This is a genomic window from Sporomusaceae bacterium ACPt, from assembly GCA_041428575.1.
GTDB lineage: Bacteria > Bacillota > Negativicutes > Sporomusales > Sporomusaceae > Sporomusa_D > Sporomusa_D carbonis.
In genome coordinates this window covers 570,786-588,711 of sequence record CP155570.1, presented here as the reverse complement: position 1 = coordinate 588,711, position 17,926 = coordinate 570,786, and the positions used below count along the sequence as shown (strand labels likewise).

Genomic DNA, 17,926 nt, shown 5'->3' with positions numbered 1-17,926 from the left:
AATTTCACATTATCCAACAATGTCTGCTATCGTCGATTAACTTTGGCCGCTCTCGGAATGTGAAGCGATGATTGTCTTGTCGTCCATTTTCTGGCGCTGCACCTTTTGTTTCGCTTTTATAATCATGGCCTGGATATGGCGATCCGGGCAGAGGCGATAGGCGATTTCAAAATACATTAAGGCATTGGCTGGGTTTTCGCTAAGTATGTCCGCACCAACGCGGATAGCGGCGGCTGGCCATAGCGGACATGGCTTTACCGGAACTTGACGCTTGGACAAAATAGCGTCAATGACATCCGGCGGATAGTCTTTTTCTTGATAAGGCTTTCCGGCTGCGCTGCGTATGTAGGCAAGCTGTCCTTGCGCCATGATATGATGTTCCCACCGTTGACTGGCGAAATAGCAACAAGCAGCCGCTTCCCACTCTCGCGCTTCAATGAAATAATAACCGTAATTGCGATAAGCTCTGGCAATATAGTGCGGAAGATATGAGACCTCGAAGCAAGTTTCAATTTGCTCCCATAATTCAGATGTGCGACGCTGGGCTTTTAAGACTTCTGCTTTTTCAAAATGCAGCGCTGCATCTACGGGATTAAAAAGCAGTCCCTTATCCAGCATATTAAGAGCATCATCCAGCCTGCCTTTCTCCATGAGAATAAACCCATAGGTTTGAAATACGTTGGAAAATGGTATATTGCGAGACGCCAGACCAAAATCCGGCTCATCCAGCATGATATAAAATACTAACTCCAGTCCATTATTAAAGCAAAACTGCGTTTGACCATATTTTTCTCGAAATTCATCAGCTAGCGACAGCGCTGGATGTAGCGCTTGCTCCGCCGCATCAAAATCCTTCATGGAGATATGTTGATGCGCTTGATTTACCATTTACGCGACCGCGATAGCTATATCATTATTCATAAGATAACCCCTTTTTTACAAACATATATTCTGTAATCAGAATATATCAAACATTTGTTCTTGTAAAGATAAATTTTTACTAACGACGTAAAAAGCCCCGCCAGTTTCCCGCGGGGCGCATCAATCTATCAATCTAATACGGCATATCCTCCATATTCAAATCATCAAACCCTACATCCTTTCCAAACACTGCCAGCGGATCAATCGCACCAAGAATGCGTAATAAAAACAGCATAAAGGTATATAAATCAAGGACTTATGGGTATTTACGTCGAATCATTACCGGTCGTTCCTCCGTTTCTCCGGCGCTTTTATCCAAAGTACTGCTACTCATGTATCACGATAATATTTCCGGCCGGAAAGCACAAGAACGCGCAACCTACTATTTGCGGCGGAAAGTGGCGCTGCATTTGCCGTTCCAGGAAACCGGCTTTGATTATACAGCCTTATGCCGGTTTCGCGTTCGCCTTTTAGTAAACAAAAAGCAAAAACTGGTGTTCGAACGATTTCTGCAACTGGCGAAGGAAGCCGGCTCGTTAAAAAAGGCAACTTGCAAATCATCAATTCCAGCAATATTTTGAGTGCCGGAGCCGTAAAAGACGCTTACAGTTTTACAACGGCATCCTATATAGTATCCAATAAAGATTTACAGGCATGTTGTTAGTATAATTATTCTGTAGTGGCACGACATAATATTTTCTTAATATCACTCTTCAAACTCCGCCGTCTTAAACTTCAAAGCGTTGCAGTTCTCTTTCACGGCGCGCTGCAGTGAATCATCAAAACCCGCATCCGTCTCAGCCTCAATCTCGATGGCGATTTTCACCCGCACGCCCGGCTTGACCGTGAAGTTGCCGATCACTTCGTCGACCAGATTGTTGAACTGCAGTTTGGCGCGAACGGGATCCAAGTCGATACTGCCATAGAAATGTTTCTTGCCGGCAGGTTGCGCCGGAGGCGCCGGTGGTACTGGCGGAACTGTTCCGCCCCCGTAACCGCCGCCACCCGGAGGGTCTTCCCGCACAAACCCGCCAGGACCTGGCTCCGGCTGCAGCGCAGTACGCTGCGCCGCCTGCTTCTGCGCTTCAAAGGCTGCAGCTGCGGCAGGTTCTACGAGTAAAAGCGAGTTATCCAAGAAAACTCCCGTGCGTTTGCCAAAGGTAAAGCCTATATATTGGTCGCCCTCTTTGCCCTGAGCCAAACCGAAAAAGTCGCGGCTTTCCGAACCGGCTTCGATCGCCAACTTATATACCGTATCATCCTTCAGGCGCGGCATGTACAGATAAGCGCAGGTCTTCTGCCATACATCCAAAGCGCCAGCTTCCGGCGCGTCCTTCCAGAACCAGTCTTTCAGCAATTTGGCTAAATGAACCGGAGCCCATTCGGTGATGAGGATTTCATTTTCCTTCAGCACCCGTAAAATTTCCGCAGCCATATTGGGTGCGCCGGCATTGATAGGGAAATATTCCCAGCGAATTTCGGAAACGCCTTTACCGGGAACAGGCTCCTGCATGGGCGAGAGAATCCACTTATAGGTTTCGCGCACCATGCGCCCCAATGCCTCGCTGGCGGCGGTCAGGCTTTGGTTGGCCTGCTTCAGTTGGAATTGGTCCAGATTCAGCCGCATCTCCCGGCTGTCGTCCACGATAGACTGCCAGGCCAGCACCGACCGGACCTGATCTCTCAGCCGGCTGACCGCGTCATAGTCGGCAGCCAAAAAGATTAGGCGGTTTTGTTTTTGCCGTGGCAGTTCGCCGCGAAACCGTAAAATTTCCAAAGCCCGGTCTGTCGCCAATACCGGTGTGCTGCGGCTATAAGAGGCTTCCGGCGGCAGCACTACCAGCCTGAGCTGCCCATCATCGGGAATGTCGCCGTTGCCGTGCCTTCATGCACCCGGGAAATATCGGCGGCAAATTCCGCCTGTTGAAAAGTTCCCTTTAACACATCCTCATGAGGAATGGCGATTTCACGCCAAGGTTTAAGCATATAAAATACCTCCGTCATAGCCCATTTCCGCTGCTACACGGCTTATTCCCGCCAGAAAAATCCGGAAACTGTGTGAAGCATTATTTCCCGGCAAAAGATGCGGGGCGATTCGTCTGGCACCGTCCAGTTTTTGAAATGCCGGAATTAATCGTTGTACTTCGACGGATGGTTTTTGCCAACCATCCGGATTCGCATACCTCTTACGATTGCCAGGTGTATCCACCCCATTAACGCCATATGCCTTAGCCAGTGCCGACAAATCTCCGATATACCAACTTTCTAATTCTTGGCAGGCCAATCGCACGACTGTATCGGGTCGCCCTGCGTCGCAACATGCTTGATAAATACGATCTTTTATTGCTGGACAGACTGCATTATCATTATCCCGTACAATGATAAACCGAACCCCTGGCTCTCGCCATGCTCGCAGCTTGGTAGCAATACTTCCGGTCCAAATCCGTTTTCCCTTCATGGGGAACACACTGAAAAACAAGCCCCGGAAATAATCGCGGCAATAGTCCTTCCAACAACTCTTTCATCGAAAGTTCTTCTAACAAAAAGACGATTCGACCTTTCATTTGACCAAGCTCCCAAATAGCCCCTGTTTCCACAAATAGCCCGGCAAATCTCCTGCAGCAACTAGTGCCTGTAATGTTTCATCATTCGATGCTCGGGAAATGGTGGTAAACCCACCCTCTTTACGCAAACAATAAATCTCCTCCAGCTTGAGAGCATTCAGAAAATCCGGCGAATGCGTTGACACAAACACCTGACCGCCGCGCCTAGAATATGCGCGGAATTCTTCGGCTAAATGGGGTAAAAATTCTGGATACAACTGGTTCTCCGGCTCCTCAATGGCTAGAATCGGAAAAGGCTTAGGGTCATGCAAGAGCAATAAGTAGGCAAACATCTTGATCGTCCCATCCGAAACAAAACGCGAAACAAAAGGATCACGGAAATGCTTATCACCAAACCGCAAAACGAGGCGCCCATCTTCCAAGGCTTTGGCTTCCACCTTCTCGATACCTGGCACTCGGCGTGTCATCGTTTCCAATACCTGCTGAAACTGCTCTGGATGATAGGTATACAAATACTGAGCGACCTGTGCTACATTATCACCGCGAACAGACAAATGCTCTGCAAAACCGTCCTCGCAACTCGGACGGGCGTCACTGATATGAAAATCAGAAATATGCCAGTTTTCCACCATGGCGCGAAACGCTCTAGCAGCTTTAAAGCGCTCAAACTGACCCAGTCCTTTGATAGCTAAAATATCCGGAGAATCAAGTTCCTGTTCTTCGCGCTTCAACTCGGTTTCTTTTTTGGAAAAATCCTCTTCATTGATAATGGCATAGCCTTTGCCATATGAAAAATCCAAGAAGTGAAACGGTGCACCATAACTGCTTCGCTTATAGCGCAATATTTCCCGCGCCACCACCGGATGCCCTTTGGCGTCCGGCTCAATCTTGAGTACATAGGTAACCAAACGCTCATATCCGGTAATCTCCAGACGAAATTGCAGCGTTAATTCAATCGGTTCTTGTGTAAAACCACGGCTGGTCAGCTCCTTCCAACCGCCGCGCTTGGCTACGGCTTTCCCCACATTCATCGACAAAGAATCTCGTAAAAAGGCAAATACATCAGACAGAGTTGACTTTCCTACCCCGTTCGCCCCGATTAGAACCACCATGCGTGACAAATTTTCCATTTTAGCCTGTCGAAATACACGATAATTATTGATCTCTATCGAATCGATCTGCATACTTTCACCCCATTTCCAATGTTAATTGTGTACCTACATGACCGGTTTCATAGGATACGGACTCAATTCCCGTCCACGCGTTAATCAGTTCATTATAGGCCCGGGCATCTTCGGCCCAGCCCTTGCGTTCACAGAGAGTATAGAGCCGGTAGGCCAACGCCCGCATGGGCTCCGCCAAGGCAGGCATACCGGCCAGCAGCTTGCCTGCAGCAGCTTCTCCTTCCTGGTTGAGCGCCCGGATGAGCTGGTGCAGCCCTTCCCACACCGGCGTGCGCGTATCATTCCGGGACGACCAGTCACCCGGCAACTCCGCCCAGCGCCGCAGGCGGAACTTGCCGCCGCCGCTTTCGGCCACACCGGCGTGTTGTAGACTGCTCACGCTGGTGCCTTTTGACTTTGATAACACTTCAGCTTCACCAAATTTGCCTTCACTCCACCCCGAGTTTTCAAACCAGCTTAGGCAAAATTGGGTATCATGGTCAAAATCATCTTCGGCCAGAAATCTATTAATCAATTGCAGCGCCGTCCGCACCGTCATGGGTTGGCCGTCGGCTTCCAGCACCGCGGCATAGCGGCTGAAGATGGCCATGCCCGGCCCAATGATGGCCTGGGACAAATCCACCGGCGCTACAGGAGAATTGACGCCGCCCCGGGTCATTTCGTCCAATGCATCCGGCAACACAGCGTTTAATTCCCGGATGAATTCGCGGCGGGAGATGACAGGCGCATCGGCAGCGCGTTTACGACAAACCAGGACGATACTGGAAGCGAGGGCGTTGGTGCCTTGACCAATCATACGGCTAGAATTTTCAGTACGCAAAGGCCAAGTGCCTGTAATTGCAAAACCTGCTCGTAAAACTGCCTCTAAGAAAGTCTCCCAACCTGTGCTTGAAGTGCCTTCGTCATCCTGGGTTTCCGATTGTTTAAACGCATAGTAGATTATTACCGGAAACGCTGGATGTGCCTTTTCTGCAAGATTATGAATTGCTTGGGTCATGCCCCCGAGAAAAAAAGCTTCCGCCGCTTCTTTGTTACCATGACGATAGGGAGTTGCAACTAGTTCCTGGGCTTTAGGCACCGCCAGTGTAGCATAAAGACCAGGGAAAACAGGTTTTAACGAACGACGCAACCAAACATAAAAGAAATCTGATAAATCCGCGTAGCCAATATTGTCGTAGTAAGGTGGATCAGTTGAAACCACTTTATTCGAAGAAACAACTTGTGTCATTGCATCTTCTTGTAAGGCTTTACCTGCAATTACTTGAAATAATGTCGAAAACACCTTCATCATGGCTTTCGAAATCCCGTCTGTAAAGGTAGTCCAAGCCCCGGAACTGTTAGATAATATATTAGCTTCGGCAAAATCCCAAATCATCGGGATAGCTTGTCTACCAAAAAGCTGTCGAGGACATTGAGCAACTGGCTCCCATCGAACTAAACCATTACCCAAATCTGCCATTTTGTCCAGAGCAAACGCCAAATACACCGCTACTGCCTCTGCATACGCCCTTGCGCCAACGCCACCCTCATCCAGCCCCACACCGTCATCGGCCATCCCGGCGTTAACGGCATCGGCCTTGGCTTTGGCGATAGCTTCCTGCACCAGATCGGAGAAGGTGGTAAGCGCAACGAGTTGGCGCGGGGTAAAGAGGTCACAGAATCTCGTTAATCCATAGTTTGGGGTTTTGAAATCTCGTGGATTATTAGGTAAATCCATATCGGGAACCCATTGCGGGTTCACAGTTTGAGCGATTTGAATGTGCTCCGTTGTTGGGCTAAGATAAACTCGACCACGGGTTCCTTCTGCTACAATGGCCATTAATCGTTGTCCCATCCGCCCATTTTGTCCTTCAGCTCGAATGTGGTTATAATCAATCGGTGATCCCGAAAGAAGGCAAATAAACCCACTTCGTTTGCCTGCCGTAGTTCCAATCTCCGCACCTTTCGGCAGCTTGCCCACTTTCACCTTAAACTGATACTGGTCCCCTTCAATCACCGGCTCCACATATGCCTCTTTTCCAGCCTTACCAGACAACACAAATGTCGACACCAGCGGCACATCTACACGGGAATAAGCCGGGTTAGGGCTTTTCACCGTCCGCGCCCACAGCCAGGCAATCACGGTCAGCTTTTTTCCGATTAGCGGTTTCAAATCCGGCCGCTCTTTGGCCATTTCCGCCGTGATTTCCACCTTGGGATACAGACGGCCGATGCGCTTCTCTGCTTCCTTTCTCATCCATAAACCATACCGCCGTACATCCTCCGCCAATCCTTTGGCCCCAAACCAATCTTCCATTAGCGATGACTGTTTTTCTCCTTCCGGCAACGGCCCCACGGGCGGACGCCCAGCGAATTTCGGCGGGATTTCAATCATGGCTTTGTTGATGGTTACCGCCACCGGATTAAGGTCCGACGCCCAGGCCTCCAGCCCCAGCCGCTGCGCTTCCATGGGCAGCGCCCCGCCGCCGGCGAAGGGGTCGTGGAAAGCGGGCAGTTTGTCGGGGTTAAACAGTTCCGCCGCCTGCGGATGGTTTTTATTCAATTGGCAGGTTTCACGCCAGGATTTCCATATCTCCTCGCGGGCTTCCCGCAGCACTTCTTCGTTATTAATGTTTTCCCACTGCACCAGCCGTTCGATTATGCCAAACAGTCGCTCCCGTTCGAGTGCAGCCTTTTCTTTGTTCACGCCGCGGCCCAAGTGGCGTTCGTAACCAGGGTCGTTCACCATTTGGGCGAAGATCACCGCCCGGGCCGCCGCCAATGGGCGCCGCGCCCACCAAAGGTGAAGGGTGCTGGGATGCCCGTGACGGATGGATTTTTCCCGCGCTGCAGCTGCATTAATAGCGTCTAACGGTAAGGCTACTTCAATTAATTTTTTTGGTGTTTTTACTTCTGTCATTTGTTTTTCCGTCCTCACATCGGTCGTTCGGCCCGGGCCAGCAGCTGGCCGAGGTCGAGATTCTTACTGGTCTCCGCCCAATCCGGTTCTTGCGTAAATGGTTGCCGCACATAATACGGTCCATCAACTTGTTCGCCGTCTACCAGAACAATGGCTAGAATAAATTTATCCTTCTGGTTCAGTCCATAGAAAATTTCATTACGGGTAACGGTGATGGTGGCGCTACCTTTGACGCGGCCTTTTACTTCGATATGGCGCGCTGTTGGCAGTTTGCCATCGACTGCCGGGGGGATGCTGGTTACGTCCCAGCCGCATTTCTCGGCTGAAACATCGTATACTTCGTGTCCCAGGGCCCGTTCCGCCGCCATAACGGCCTGCATGGCCAATGTTTCCACCCGCCGCCTGGCGTCTGCATCAGCGGTCCAGCCGGGCTGGCCCTTGCGCTGGGCCAAGAGACCGGCGGGAATGACCAAGGCGCCGCCCACAATGACCGGCGTTGCCGCAACGACATGGCGCATGCCTTCCAGTTCGGCAGTGCGTGTTTTAAGGCGGGCTGTCAATTCATCTACCACCCGCAGGGCATTTTCATAGTTGACCAGCGGCTGTTTGCCGGCAGCCACATCTTCTTTCAGCTTGATGGCCCGGTCCTGCCAATAGTTGATCTCTGTCACCAGCCGCTCATGTACTGCGGTGAGCGTCTTGTTCACTCGGGCTTCGCGTCTTTGTTTGACCCCGGTAAAGTGCTCAGGCACCAGATGGGTTGACGCATGATGAAGGGCGACCTGCTCTAAGTTCTGCGTTATCCATGGCGCGTTTAGCACATCTTGCACCAGTGGTAGATCCGATGGTTCCAGGGGTTCCAAATCAAGATGAGGCGCCCAGCCGGCGTTTATGGCACGCCCCGTCCACCTAGCGCTTGGCGCTCGTTCTCAAGCTTTTCGAGCAGGCGCCGGAAGACATCGCCTTCGCGGGTCTGGGCAGCCACCATATTCCAGAGATGACAGACTTCTGTCTGGCCGATACGGTGAATCCGGCCAAATCGCTGTTCCAGGCGATTGGGGTTCCAGGGAAGGTCATAGTTCACCATAAGGTTGGCGTTTTGCAGGTTCACACCTTCACCGGCGGCGTCGGTAGCGATCAGCACCCGCAGCCCAGGGTCATTGCGGAACATTTCCTGCACTTTCCGCCGCTCTTCCCGGGCAACACCGCCATGGATGACGGCGACAGCTTCCTCACTTCCAAGTAAACCACGGATTTTTACGGTCAAGTAGTTTAATGTATCTTTATGTTCGGTAAAGATGATGAGTTTTCGTTGCCGCCCAGCGCTGTCACGCATCTCAGGCGTATTTTGCAGCAGGCTAGACAGTTCGTCCCACTTGCGGTCTTGATCGGAATGCACTACTTGGCGCGCTTGTTCCTCCAGTTCTTTAAGGATGAGGATTTCCTTTTCCAACTCCTGGACTGTCTGGGCCGCCGTGGCCTGGTCGACAACTTCTTCTTCAAACACTTCGTAATCATTCGGGTTTAGACCGTCGGCCGCATCCCAAATATTCCCGTGGTACGTTCCAAGGGTTTCAGCCAGTATCTGGCCGCGCTGACGTAGTTTTTCCTCTTCCACCCGACGCGACAGTTTTTGCCTGCGTCGTTTCAATGACTGATAAATGGCTTCCGGGCTTGATGCCAGACGCCGCTGCAATGCAGTCAAGGCAAAACCGACGGTGCCTTTGCGGTTGCCGTCCTCCAACCGATCGGCTTTATTCATTTCTTCTTTGACGTATTCGGTTACAGAGTAGTACAGCGCTGCTTCGGCGTCAGACAGCCTATAGTTTACCGTATAGGCCCGCCGTTCCGGAAAGAGCGGCGTGCCGTCGAATTTCCGCAGGTCTTCTTTGATCATGCGGCGCATCAGGTCGCTTACATCGACTTTGTGGGCTCCGTCTCTGAACTTGCCGTAAAAACGGTCTGAATCGAGGAGGGACAAAAACAGCTGGAAGTCCTCCTCTTTGCCATTGTGCGGGGTAGCCGTCATAAGGAGGAAGTGACGGGTAATGGAGCCAAGTAGTTCACCTAACTGGTAGCGTTTGGTCTTGCTGATTTTTTTGCCGGAGTAGCTAGCTGACAATTTATGCGCTTCATCGACTACTACCAGGTCCCAGCGGGAAAGCCGCAACTTTTCGTGCAGGTCTTCGCTGCGTGAAAGCTGATCGACCCGCGCCACCAGGAGGTCAATGTCCTCAAAGGGATTACCGCTTCGCAGCTGATCGATCTGCTCCCGGGAAAATATGGTAAAATTAAGTCCAAATTTTTCATACATTTCATCTTGCCACTGTTCCACAAGGCTGCCAGGGGCAACGATAAGCACCCGTTTGGCGTCGGCCCGCATTAAGAGTTCCCGAATGAACAGTCCAGCCATGACAGTTTTGCCGGCGCCAGGATCGTCAGCCAGCACAAACCGCAGCGGCTGCCGGGGCAACATGGATTCATAGACGGCTGTAATCTGATGAGGCAGCGGCTCAACGTTTGAGGTATGAATGGCCGTCATAGGGTCGAATAGATGGGCTAGGTTAATACGATAAGCCTCAGTCACTAGCTTGAAATCGGCGCCGGAAGCATCGAAGGCCCACGGACGCCCAGCCTCCGCTAGCGATAAACTGGCCTCGTCGGTACGGAACAGCATCCGTTCCAGTACTCGGCCATCGGCTGTTTTATAATACACGGTAATGGCATTGTCGCCTACCGGCTCGGTGGTAATGATACGCACGACTTGGCCGGGTTCTATGCCTGATATAGCAGCATTATTCTTAATATCTTCCAATTTCATCCAAAGTTCACCCTATAAACGTAAAAATGCAGACACGTCTCACTTAACAAGCGCAAATAGGCGTTTCAAGTTTACGCGGGCGCTGGTAAATGCCAATTGTATTAGTGTTTTATCCCTTCCGGGTTACGTTCAACGAAATAACCAAAACTATCTTCGAGTTTTCTTCTGACAATTCCTTCCCATTTTTATATAATTTGCTGTTTAAACATTTTTCCACAAAAACCGAAAAAAATCCCCGCCTTGGTACGCATTGTTAAGATGCGGGGCAGGGGCTGTTCTATAAAATTACTGTGTAAATTGAAATTACCCCGGTGGCAAAATGTAACCGCTTTATTTTACTGACAGCAATCATAAAATAATTCTGCTTGGAAAACCTACAAAGAGGAGGTGATTCCATTGGAAAATTCCATTGAAAAACAGGAACAGCAAGCAAATGCTTCGATAGGATACGGCCCTAATAATCCAGAGCCATTATCACTTAGAGACTCCAAACTTCCCAAAGATAAAGATGCCTTGCATTCAGCCGCAGAATATATTGAAGGAAATAATACCACACCTTCTGTTAATCCGACTGCGGACTTAGTTAATAGAACTGAACCATAACGCCTAAGGCCACATATCGTCAATCTCGTACTCCATCTGTTGCTGAGGTGTTCGTGCGTTTTTCCTTGGCCGTCCTTTGATTTTGGACTTCGGCCCAAGTCGCCCTTCCTTGCGATACTGCTCACACCACAGTGCAACGCGGCGATAATGCTTCATTCCCTTTTTCCGGCCATGGCAAAACCTCCCGTGGTAGTTACTTTTATTCTACCACAGGAGGTTTTTTCTTTCATCTTCCTAATTTGGGGTGATCGTGTCAAGACACTGTAGGAATTTTTTTTTGAAAAAGACATCGTCCTTGGACGAGTTAACATAATTTTTATGCAAGAGCCAAAGAGAGTCCCTGCAGCGCCTCATACAAAAAGCTTTTTGGCCCTTTTAATACCGGAATATTGTCCAATACCTCACGAGCTGCTTTTAGGCTATTCCTCTGTTTTTCTATGGTTTCTTTGGCAACCGTCAATACCGGCAATGCTTGCGAACGTATGCGTTGTTGGTTTAGGTATTCCTCGGCTACTTCTTGCCCATTTGCCTGGCATACGCGTATATTGGCCATATGCTTGGCACCCTCACGGCTCCAGCCCATGGGCCGGCTGCTCAGTCGCGCCGACAGTACATGGCTGACATGTCCTTCCGCACTGCACTTTACTTCTTTCTTTCGGTATAGTTCGGTCATTGCTTCCCAATTGTTTTGGATATATCTCCACGCCTCTAATATGGCCTGTTTCCGACTCTCTGTGGCCGCCGCAGCTAACAGTTCCTTTATGATTTCTTGTGCCTTTTCACGGTTCCCAAACCTGAGCGCTCCCCTCAAGGCCTTGCCTTGCTCATGATTGCCACCTACTGCCCGGCGAATATATTTCATCAAATGAAACCGGTCCAAAATAAATTTCGCTTTCGGAAATACTTGGATTGCACTTTTGATCCACGCTGCTCCGTCTCCCAGGATGTTCACTGTTTCTATTTGATCGATGTCATAACGCGCATCTACGGTTTCCCACACCCGTTCCCAGAACGTATCGGCATCTTCATCTACGCTGCTTAGGTAGATTGGGTTAATCAAACTACGACGCTTTTCTTCTTGCTGCCAACCTTCATGAATATATACTAACCGCACTTCCATAGCACGCCCGTGTTGACTGGCTACGTGGTCTTCATCGGCTTCAATATACAGGGTTTTCACGCGTTTGCGCTCGTCTGGTTTTGGGTTTATGGGTTGTTCAAATTCACGCACCGCGCGCAAAACCGTTTGACCGCTTACGGTTACGCCTCCGCATTCTTGCGCTACCTTCTGCGCGCTTTTTCGGTAAGCCAGTTCTCCCGCGCCTGCCACAAGCTTTGCTTTCACGTTATTATCTACCCGCATATGGTTTGTATAGCCCACTTGCTTGTCAACCAGGTAGGCATATTCCCCCGTTTCTTTATGGCGGTAGTATGTCCTTTTGTAGCTTACGGCGCCAAAGCAGGTGACGATTTCCTTACTGTCTCCAGTCCGGCAAACCTGCCACCCAGATCGTTTCCTTTTATCGTTTTTTATCTGTTGATCCAGTTCCTCTAAAACCTGCTTGGTGATTTCACGGCCTACTTCATGAAGTTTATCAGCTAATTTCCGCTGAAATTCCTCAAAACCCATTTTTCCTGATAAACTATTTAAAACCATTTCGACGATAGAAAGGAATATTGGCATGAGAACACGAATAATTTCCATAGAAGACAACACCTCTGAGTAATCAATTTTTGGTTACTCGTCCGGGCTAGGGACGGTGCTGTCTTCTTCTATTTTGTCATCAAAAATTCCTACAATAATTTTACACTAACATTTGGGGTTCTATTCAGACTACCATAAGAGGTTTTTATTTTTGCTTTCATCTTGTATAAGGGGCACTTCAATTTGCTGCGGCTTTCTCTTTACTTAAAACAACTTGACTCCAGCTGCTCTGTTGGCGATTTCGATGGCTTGGTGAGCGAGTTCGTTGGCTTGACCCAACGTATTTAACGCTTGGGACGGATTGTGGAATCCCATGCTGTTCTCAGCAGCTATGAGATCCCAATACCACTGCGCTTTTCGCACGAGTTCACGCGCTTGAGCAAGATTGGACTCATCGACATCAGGCCGTGCGGCTGCCGCTTTAATGGCCGCATGCGCCCTGACAATATTTTGCCCTGCCATGTGCTGCAATTCAAACGTCTCGTCCTGGATAGTCTTTACCCGATCCGCCAGCCAAGCTGAGCCTTGGTTGTGACAGGGCGAGCAAGACGCATCTAGGGTCTTAAGCGGACTTGTAACCCAATGAGAAGTATACTTTTGCCCATCTTTTCTCATATACGGCATATGGCAGTCAGCACAAGACACCCCCGCTTTGCCGTGTGTGCCTGTGGAAAACAGCTCATAATCAGGATGCTGCGCTTTAAGCATGTTAGCTTTGGAGTCTGGATGTTGCCAATCTTGGACAAAGCCGTTTGGTTTTTCGCTGTAGTAAGCGTACATTTCAGCTGGCTTTAAACCTTTGTCCCACGGAAATACTACCTTGTTTGTACCCGGCGCAAAATAATATTCAGCATGACATTGAGCACAAACATAGCTTCGCATGTCTTCCCGCGAAGCCTTGGTGACGTCGATGCCGCGCCGGGCCTGAGCCTCTATAAAGGCTGGATTAATGACGCGCAGATTCATTGTTGCCGGATCATGGCAATTCGCACAGGCAACAGGCTGCTTGGACTTATCCATCATTTCACTGAGCGGTTTATTAGCATAATCCCAGCCCATCTCTTTGTATGCCTGTTCCACATAAGGCGTCTTACAGGTTATACAAGCGCCTTTACTAGCAGGGCCTATCCGCTTGGATTCACGCAAATCTTCTAGTGCGTATACGTGACCACGGTCTTCACTATAGTCCCGGCTGAACGGCATCCCTTTAAACAACATGAGAATTTCCGGCTGCATTTCGGATTTTTGCACTTTAACACTGCCGCCATAGCCTGTTGGTGATGGCGACTCTTCTGCCATCTTTTTGTAACTAGCGTACTGTAGCGGATAGTATTGTCCCCAGGCCGCCGGGTCATACTCCCCTGCCGGAATTTTAGCGGCTTTAACAGTAGTGGCAGGTTTAGCAACCCCAATGCGGATGACAACAAACCCAAAGAATAGCAAAAGGACTGCTAGCAAAGCAATTAAAGATTTTTGCGATTTACTCAACCTTTATCCCTCCTTTGCTTTTGTTCGTGCCATGCACCACGCCGCGATGACATTTCATGCAGTCCTGACCGCCTGCTGCCATAGCCGTGTTTTCTACCAAAGACTTATGACAGCGCAGGCAGTTGTCGTTTACAATCGCCTTGCCTTGGGTCGAGATCACCATTGTCGCAGGGTAATCCCTAAGCACCTCGTGGTAAGTGTCATTCATACCGGTCTTAGCTTTAACGATTAGCTTAATCGCTAAATTCTGGTGCGGCAAGTGGCAATCAGTACAGCTAAACTGTTTGTGATTCGACGCCTGCCAACTGGCAGCGCTTTCGGCCATAGAGTGACACGAGCCGCAGAATTGCGGACTGTCAGCATACGCGTACCCTGCACCGCCTGCCAGTATTCCCACCGCCGCAAGCGCCAAGACTGCCAGCGCAATCTTCAAAGCATTGCGGTTAAAGAATTGACCAGTATCCAAAACATCCCCTCCCCTTTTAATGTCATTTTATTTGAGCTTTATAGGAAGTCCCGCCGCCAGGACTTTGCCCCTTTTCCAGTATCCGGGCATGGTCTGCCAGCTTGTTGATTCCGGCCCAGCCTGTCCCAACCGTAATCAAGAAGGCTCCCAGCCAGACCAAATTGATGAGTGGTTTTCGGCTGACTTCTGCATCGAGCCGTTCTACCCCAGCCGATTTGCCCGCTTGAGTATCTTTAAATTTAATTATAACCTTACCCTCGCCGGGCTTAATGCCTGCAATATGTATTTCGTACCGGTCCAAAGCCTTAACAGTAGAACCGATAATTCGACCGTTCTTATTAATCAGTTCGGGCCTTACCTCTTGAGACTTACTGCCGGCAACCACTTTAATCAAGGCCTCTACCCGCCCCGGACTTGTTCCGTCCATTCCAGCCATGTTGAACTTAACAAACTCCAAACGCACATCACCCTGCACTAACGTTTCCCCTTTTGCAAGCGTTACCTCAGGCCCTGCATCCCCATCTGTTTTTACTACTGGGGATATATAAAGGTCAAAGAGTAGCCGACGATAAATGCCAGGCTCTCTGGCAGCCGGCTCACCTTCTTTATTCAATTTAGTCAGCGATTGCACTGTCGTTTTTTCAGTCCCAACCAAAAAGGTATTGTACACTGCCTTGCCGGACGGATCTACCTCTGTTCCAGTGTACATAACCTGATCGCCGAAAATTTCCTGTGACTGACCCTGGATAAAGCTCGCCATAGTCAATTGACTTCCTGCTCCTGATGCCATGATACCGATGAGCATGACAGCCACACCTAGGTGACTACAAACAATTGCCTTAGACATCCTCTGGCCCAAAGCGGCATGAACATGAGCCGCAGCCGCTGCTGTCGCCAGACATACGGCAATGGTAATAAGCCACTGATGCAGCACGGCAAGCCAAACTGCCAGCGCCAGACCCAATGCCGAAGACAGCGCCAGCCACCAGTAATGTCGCAGACTACCGACGTCAGCACCTCTCCATTTAACTAGCGGCCCTATCGTTAAAGCAGCTCCCATGGCCACGGCCAGTGGCAAAGCAGCATTATTGTAAAATCCCCCGCTAACACTCTTGGCGCTACCCAACGCCATGGTAACCAGCGGCGTTGACATGCCGACAAATACCAGTAACCCGAAAAACGCCAGCATTAAGGCGGTTAACGCCAACACGAACTCCCGGCTGGCAATTCCGGGATACAGTTCGCCCGACGGCATATCGGGCAACTTTATAATATACAGTACAAACGAAACAGTTGTTGCAACAAGCACGGTAAAACCCAATAAACCACCAAGGCCCTCATCGGCAAACGAATGAGTGGAAAAGTCGCTCAATATACCACTGCGAGTAAGAAAAGTACCATATAACACTAAGAGGAAACTGCCGATCACTCCCACATATGCCATCCGAATGGCACCAGCGCGTATTCTGGTCATTTCCAACAGATGAGCCGATGCGCCGGCAGCCAACCACGGCACCAGCGAAGAGTTTTCAACCGGATCCCACGCCCAATAGCCACCCCAGCCTAATACCTTATACGCCCAAAAACCACCGATGAACATACCAGCGCCTAAAGTTGACAGGGCCAGCAGCGTCCAGGGGATAGCCTTATCCATCCAATCCTTGTGGCAGCCTGTCATAAGACCGTCAAGGGCATAGGCAAACGGAACAGCCAAAGCGGCATAACCCAAAAAGACAACAGGAGGATGAATGACCATCCAAGGATCTTGTAATAGAAGGTTTAGCCCAGCACCGTCCGAGCGCGGCTCAGCCAGCATCATAAACGGGCTCTTAACCAGAAGAATGATTAGCAGCGTCGCTTGAATCAGACAATACACTGTCATGACGCCATGTGATGCGGCTAGTTTGCGTAGTAAAACTAAACCGAATATGGCATGAAAAACCAGCCAGAGTAAAAATGAACCTTCTTGCCCGGCCCAAAAGGCAGACAGCTTATAGACCAACGGTAAATCACGAGAGGAATAGCCAAACACATAGGCATACTCAAATCTATCTCCCAAAATCAAATAGAATAGATGCATAGCTGCAATCCCAATAAATCCGGCCGACAAAACATATAAAACTTGCGCAGTACCCGCCAGCCTTCCTCCTTCGCCGACGCTTTTTCGGTTAGATAACAAAAAATAACAGCCAGCGGCGACAATGGAAATAGCTAACGCCAAAGCTACACCCGCATAACCAATCATTTATTCACGCTCCCCTGATATTTGGACGGGCATTTTACAAGCAGCTTGTCTGCCAAAAACTGCCCACTGGTATATTTACCTACTGCAACTATACCAGTGGCCTGTTCCAGTCCGTCAGGCTTGGCGCCACGGTATATCACGGTTACTTCCTCGCCTGCTTCATCGCGCAGTGCAAATACAATCGCCTGACGATCCTCCGTTTGAGCAATTATAGGTGTGGCCAGCGTCCCCTTTACCTGGACGGCGCTTTTTGCGCTCCTAGCCTGAGCAAATGTAACATAGGGTGTCAATGAACTCTGATATATAAAGATGTTATACGCAATAAACCCGGCAACAACGACTAGACACAGCATTCGACTTTTTTTCATTCGTCCATCCCCTTTCCAGACGGAATGGTCTTGCCGGCAACACTGCTTGATAGAAGTAAACCGAACAACGCTGTACACCCGGCCAAAGCAGCCAGCAGCACATAAAGCATCACCGGCTCCATGTCTATCTTACCGACGCTATTAAGCACAGGTTCGGGATGAAGAGAAAAATACATGCGCGGAATAATAAAGACCAGAAACGGTACAGTCAAAAACGCTAAGAGCGCGTAAACAGCGGCAACGGCGGCCCGCCGCTCCTCTTCCTCAATAGCGCTGCGGAGTGCCAAATACGCGCCATATAGTAAAAACAGTATAAAAATTGTTGTCTGGCGAGGATCCCAGTTCCAGTAAGCTCCCCAGGTTAGCTTGGCAAATACGGCGCCGCTCACGGTTGCCAGCAGGCAAAAAAGAAGACCTAGTTTGGCAGAACTTGCACTTACCCAATCATACTTGAGTTGTCGTGTCCTTAAATATTGCCCTGCTGTCACGGCCGACACCAAGAATGCCAGTACCGACACCCATGCTACCGGAATGTGGAAAAACGCCAACCGAACAAGATTCCCCAGTCCTTCTACTGGCGGTACCAGATTAAATACGGCATACATTACACCCGCAATCCATATGGCGATTACTACTGCGATCACTTTACGATTCATACGTCC

General features: G+C 49.8%; 16 protein-coding genes. 2 read left to right on the top strand and 14 right to left on the bottom strand.

Features of this window, described 5'->3' with window-relative positions; translation table 11 throughout:
• Nucleotides 1-36 precede the first annotated feature (36 nt).
• Nucleotides 37-888, bottom strand: a complete 852-nt coding sequence (locus tag SCACP_RS02835; RefSeq protein WP_425059920.1) for a hypothetical protein — start codon at nucleotides 886-888, stop codon at nucleotides 37-39.
• A 248-nt stretch (nucleotides 889-1,136) separates the two neighbouring features.
• On the opposite strand from SCACP_RS02835, the gene SCACP_RS02830 reads away from it, so the two are divergent.
• Nucleotides 1,137-1,502, top strand: a complete 366-nt coding sequence (locus SCACP_RS02830; RefSeq protein ID WP_425059919.1) for a transposase — start codon at nucleotides 1,137-1,139, stop codon at nucleotides 1,500-1,502.
• A gap of 125 nt (nucleotides 1,503-1,627) precedes the next feature.
• Here the strand turns inward: SCACP_RS02830 and SCACP_RS02825 are convergent, their stop codons facing one another.
• From SCACP_RS02825 to SCACP_RS02795, 7 genes are all read right to left on the bottom strand, one after another.
• Nucleotides 1,628-2,716: a hypothetical protein gene (locus tag SCACP_RS02825; protein WP_425059918.1), complete on the bottom strand. Its 1,089-nt coding sequence runs from the start codon at nucleotides 2,714-2,716 to the stop codon at nucleotides 1,628-1,630.
• A gap of 41 nt (nucleotides 2,717-2,757) precedes the next feature.
• Nucleotides 2,758-2,907 carry a hypothetical protein gene (locus SCACP_RS02820; RefSeq protein ID WP_425059917.1) on the bottom strand — a complete coding sequence of 50 codons (150 nt, stop codon included), beginning with the start codon at nucleotides 2,905-2,907 and terminating at the stop codon, nucleotides 2,758-2,760.
• Nucleotides 2,900-3,379 carry a DUF4276 family protein gene (locus SCACP_RS02815; protein WP_425059916.1) on the bottom strand — a complete coding sequence of 160 codons (480 nt, stop codon included), beginning with the start codon at nucleotides 3,377-3,379 and terminating at the stop codon, nucleotides 2,900-2,902. The genes SCACP_RS02820 and SCACP_RS02815 overlap by 8 nt, the downstream gene beginning before the upstream one ends.
• A 102-nt stretch (nucleotides 3,380-3,481) precedes the next feature.
• The gene (locus SCACP_RS02810; RefSeq protein WP_425059915.1) at nucleotides 3,482-4,669 is read right to left on the bottom strand and encodes an AAA family ATPase; all 1,188 of its coding nucleotides are present in this window, start codon (nucleotides 4,667-4,669) and stop codon (nucleotides 3,482-3,484) included.
• A gap of 4 nt (nucleotides 4,670-4,673) precedes the next feature.
• Nucleotides 4,674-7,568 carry a DUF1156 domain-containing protein gene (locus SCACP_RS02805; RefSeq protein WP_425059914.1) on the bottom strand — a complete coding sequence of 965 codons (2,895 nt, stop codon included), beginning with the start codon at nucleotides 7,566-7,568 and terminating at the stop codon, nucleotides 4,674-4,676.
• Between the two features lie 14 nt (nucleotides 7,569-7,582).
• A complete protein-coding gene (locus SCACP_RS02800; protein ID WP_425059913.1) occupies nucleotides 7,583-8,398 on the bottom strand; it encodes a DUF3883 domain-containing protein in 816 nt (271 codons plus the stop codon).
• A 59-nt stretch (nucleotides 8,399-8,457) separates the two neighbouring features.
• Nucleotides 8,458-10,389: a DEAD/DEAH box helicase gene (locus SCACP_RS02795; protein ID WP_425059912.1), complete on the bottom strand. Its 1,932-nt coding sequence runs from the start codon at nucleotides 10,387-10,389 to the stop codon at nucleotides 8,458-8,460.
• 396 nt (nucleotides 10,390-10,785) lie between these two features.
• Here SCACP_RS02795 and SCACP_RS02790 point away from each other — a divergent pair, with 396 nt between their 5' ends.
• Nucleotides 10,786-10,992, top strand: coding sequence for a hypothetical protein (locus SCACP_RS02790; protein WP_425059911.1), 207 nt, complete (start codon nucleotides 10,786-10,788; stop codon nucleotides 10,990-10,992).
• A 316-nt stretch (nucleotides 10,993-11,308) separates the two neighbouring features.
• On the opposite strand, the gene SCACP_RS02785 is transcribed toward SCACP_RS02790, so the two are convergent.
• The 6 genes from SCACP_RS02785 to SCACP_RS02760 form a co-directional block, all read right to left on the bottom strand.
• Nucleotides 11,309-12,697 (bottom strand): ISLre2 family transposase, encoded by a 1,389-nt coding sequence (locus SCACP_RS02785; RefSeq protein WP_425059090.1) that lies wholly within the window; start codon nucleotides 12,695-12,697, stop codon nucleotides 11,309-11,311.
• A gap of 204 nt (nucleotides 12,698-12,901) precedes the next feature.
• On the bottom strand, nucleotides 12,902-14,185 hold the full coding sequence (locus SCACP_RS02780) for an ammonia-forming cytochrome c nitrite reductase subunit c552 (protein WP_425059910.1): 1,284 nt from the start codon (nucleotides 14,183-14,185) through the stop codon (nucleotides 12,902-12,904).
• Nucleotides 14,178-14,651: a cytochrome c3 family protein gene (locus tag SCACP_RS02775; protein WP_425059909.1), complete on the bottom strand. Its 474-nt coding sequence runs from the start codon at nucleotides 14,649-14,651 to the stop codon at nucleotides 14,178-14,180. Before SCACP_RS02775 ends, SCACP_RS02780 begins: the two co-directional genes overlap by 8 nt.
• A gap of 22 nt (nucleotides 14,652-14,673) precedes the next feature.
• Nucleotides 14,674-16,896, bottom strand: coding sequence for a cytochrome c biogenesis protein CcsA (gene ccsA, locus SCACP_RS02770; protein WP_425059908.1), 2,223 nt, complete (start codon nucleotides 16,894-16,896; stop codon nucleotides 14,674-14,676).
• Complete coding sequence (locus SCACP_RS02765; RefSeq protein WP_425059907.1) at nucleotides 16,893-17,264, bottom strand: cytochrome c maturation protein CcmE; 372 nt, start codon at nucleotides 17,262-17,264, stop codon at nucleotides 16,893-16,895. Before SCACP_RS02765 ends, ccsA begins: the two co-directional genes overlap by 4 nt.
• Nucleotides 17,261-17,920, bottom strand: a complete 660-nt coding sequence (locus SCACP_RS02760) for a cytochrome c biogenesis protein (RefSeq protein ID WP_425059906.1) — start codon at nucleotides 17,918-17,920, stop codon at nucleotides 17,261-17,263. The genes SCACP_RS02765 and SCACP_RS02760 overlap by 4 nt, the downstream gene beginning before the upstream one ends.
• Nucleotides 17,921-17,926: the final 6 nt, after the last annotated feature.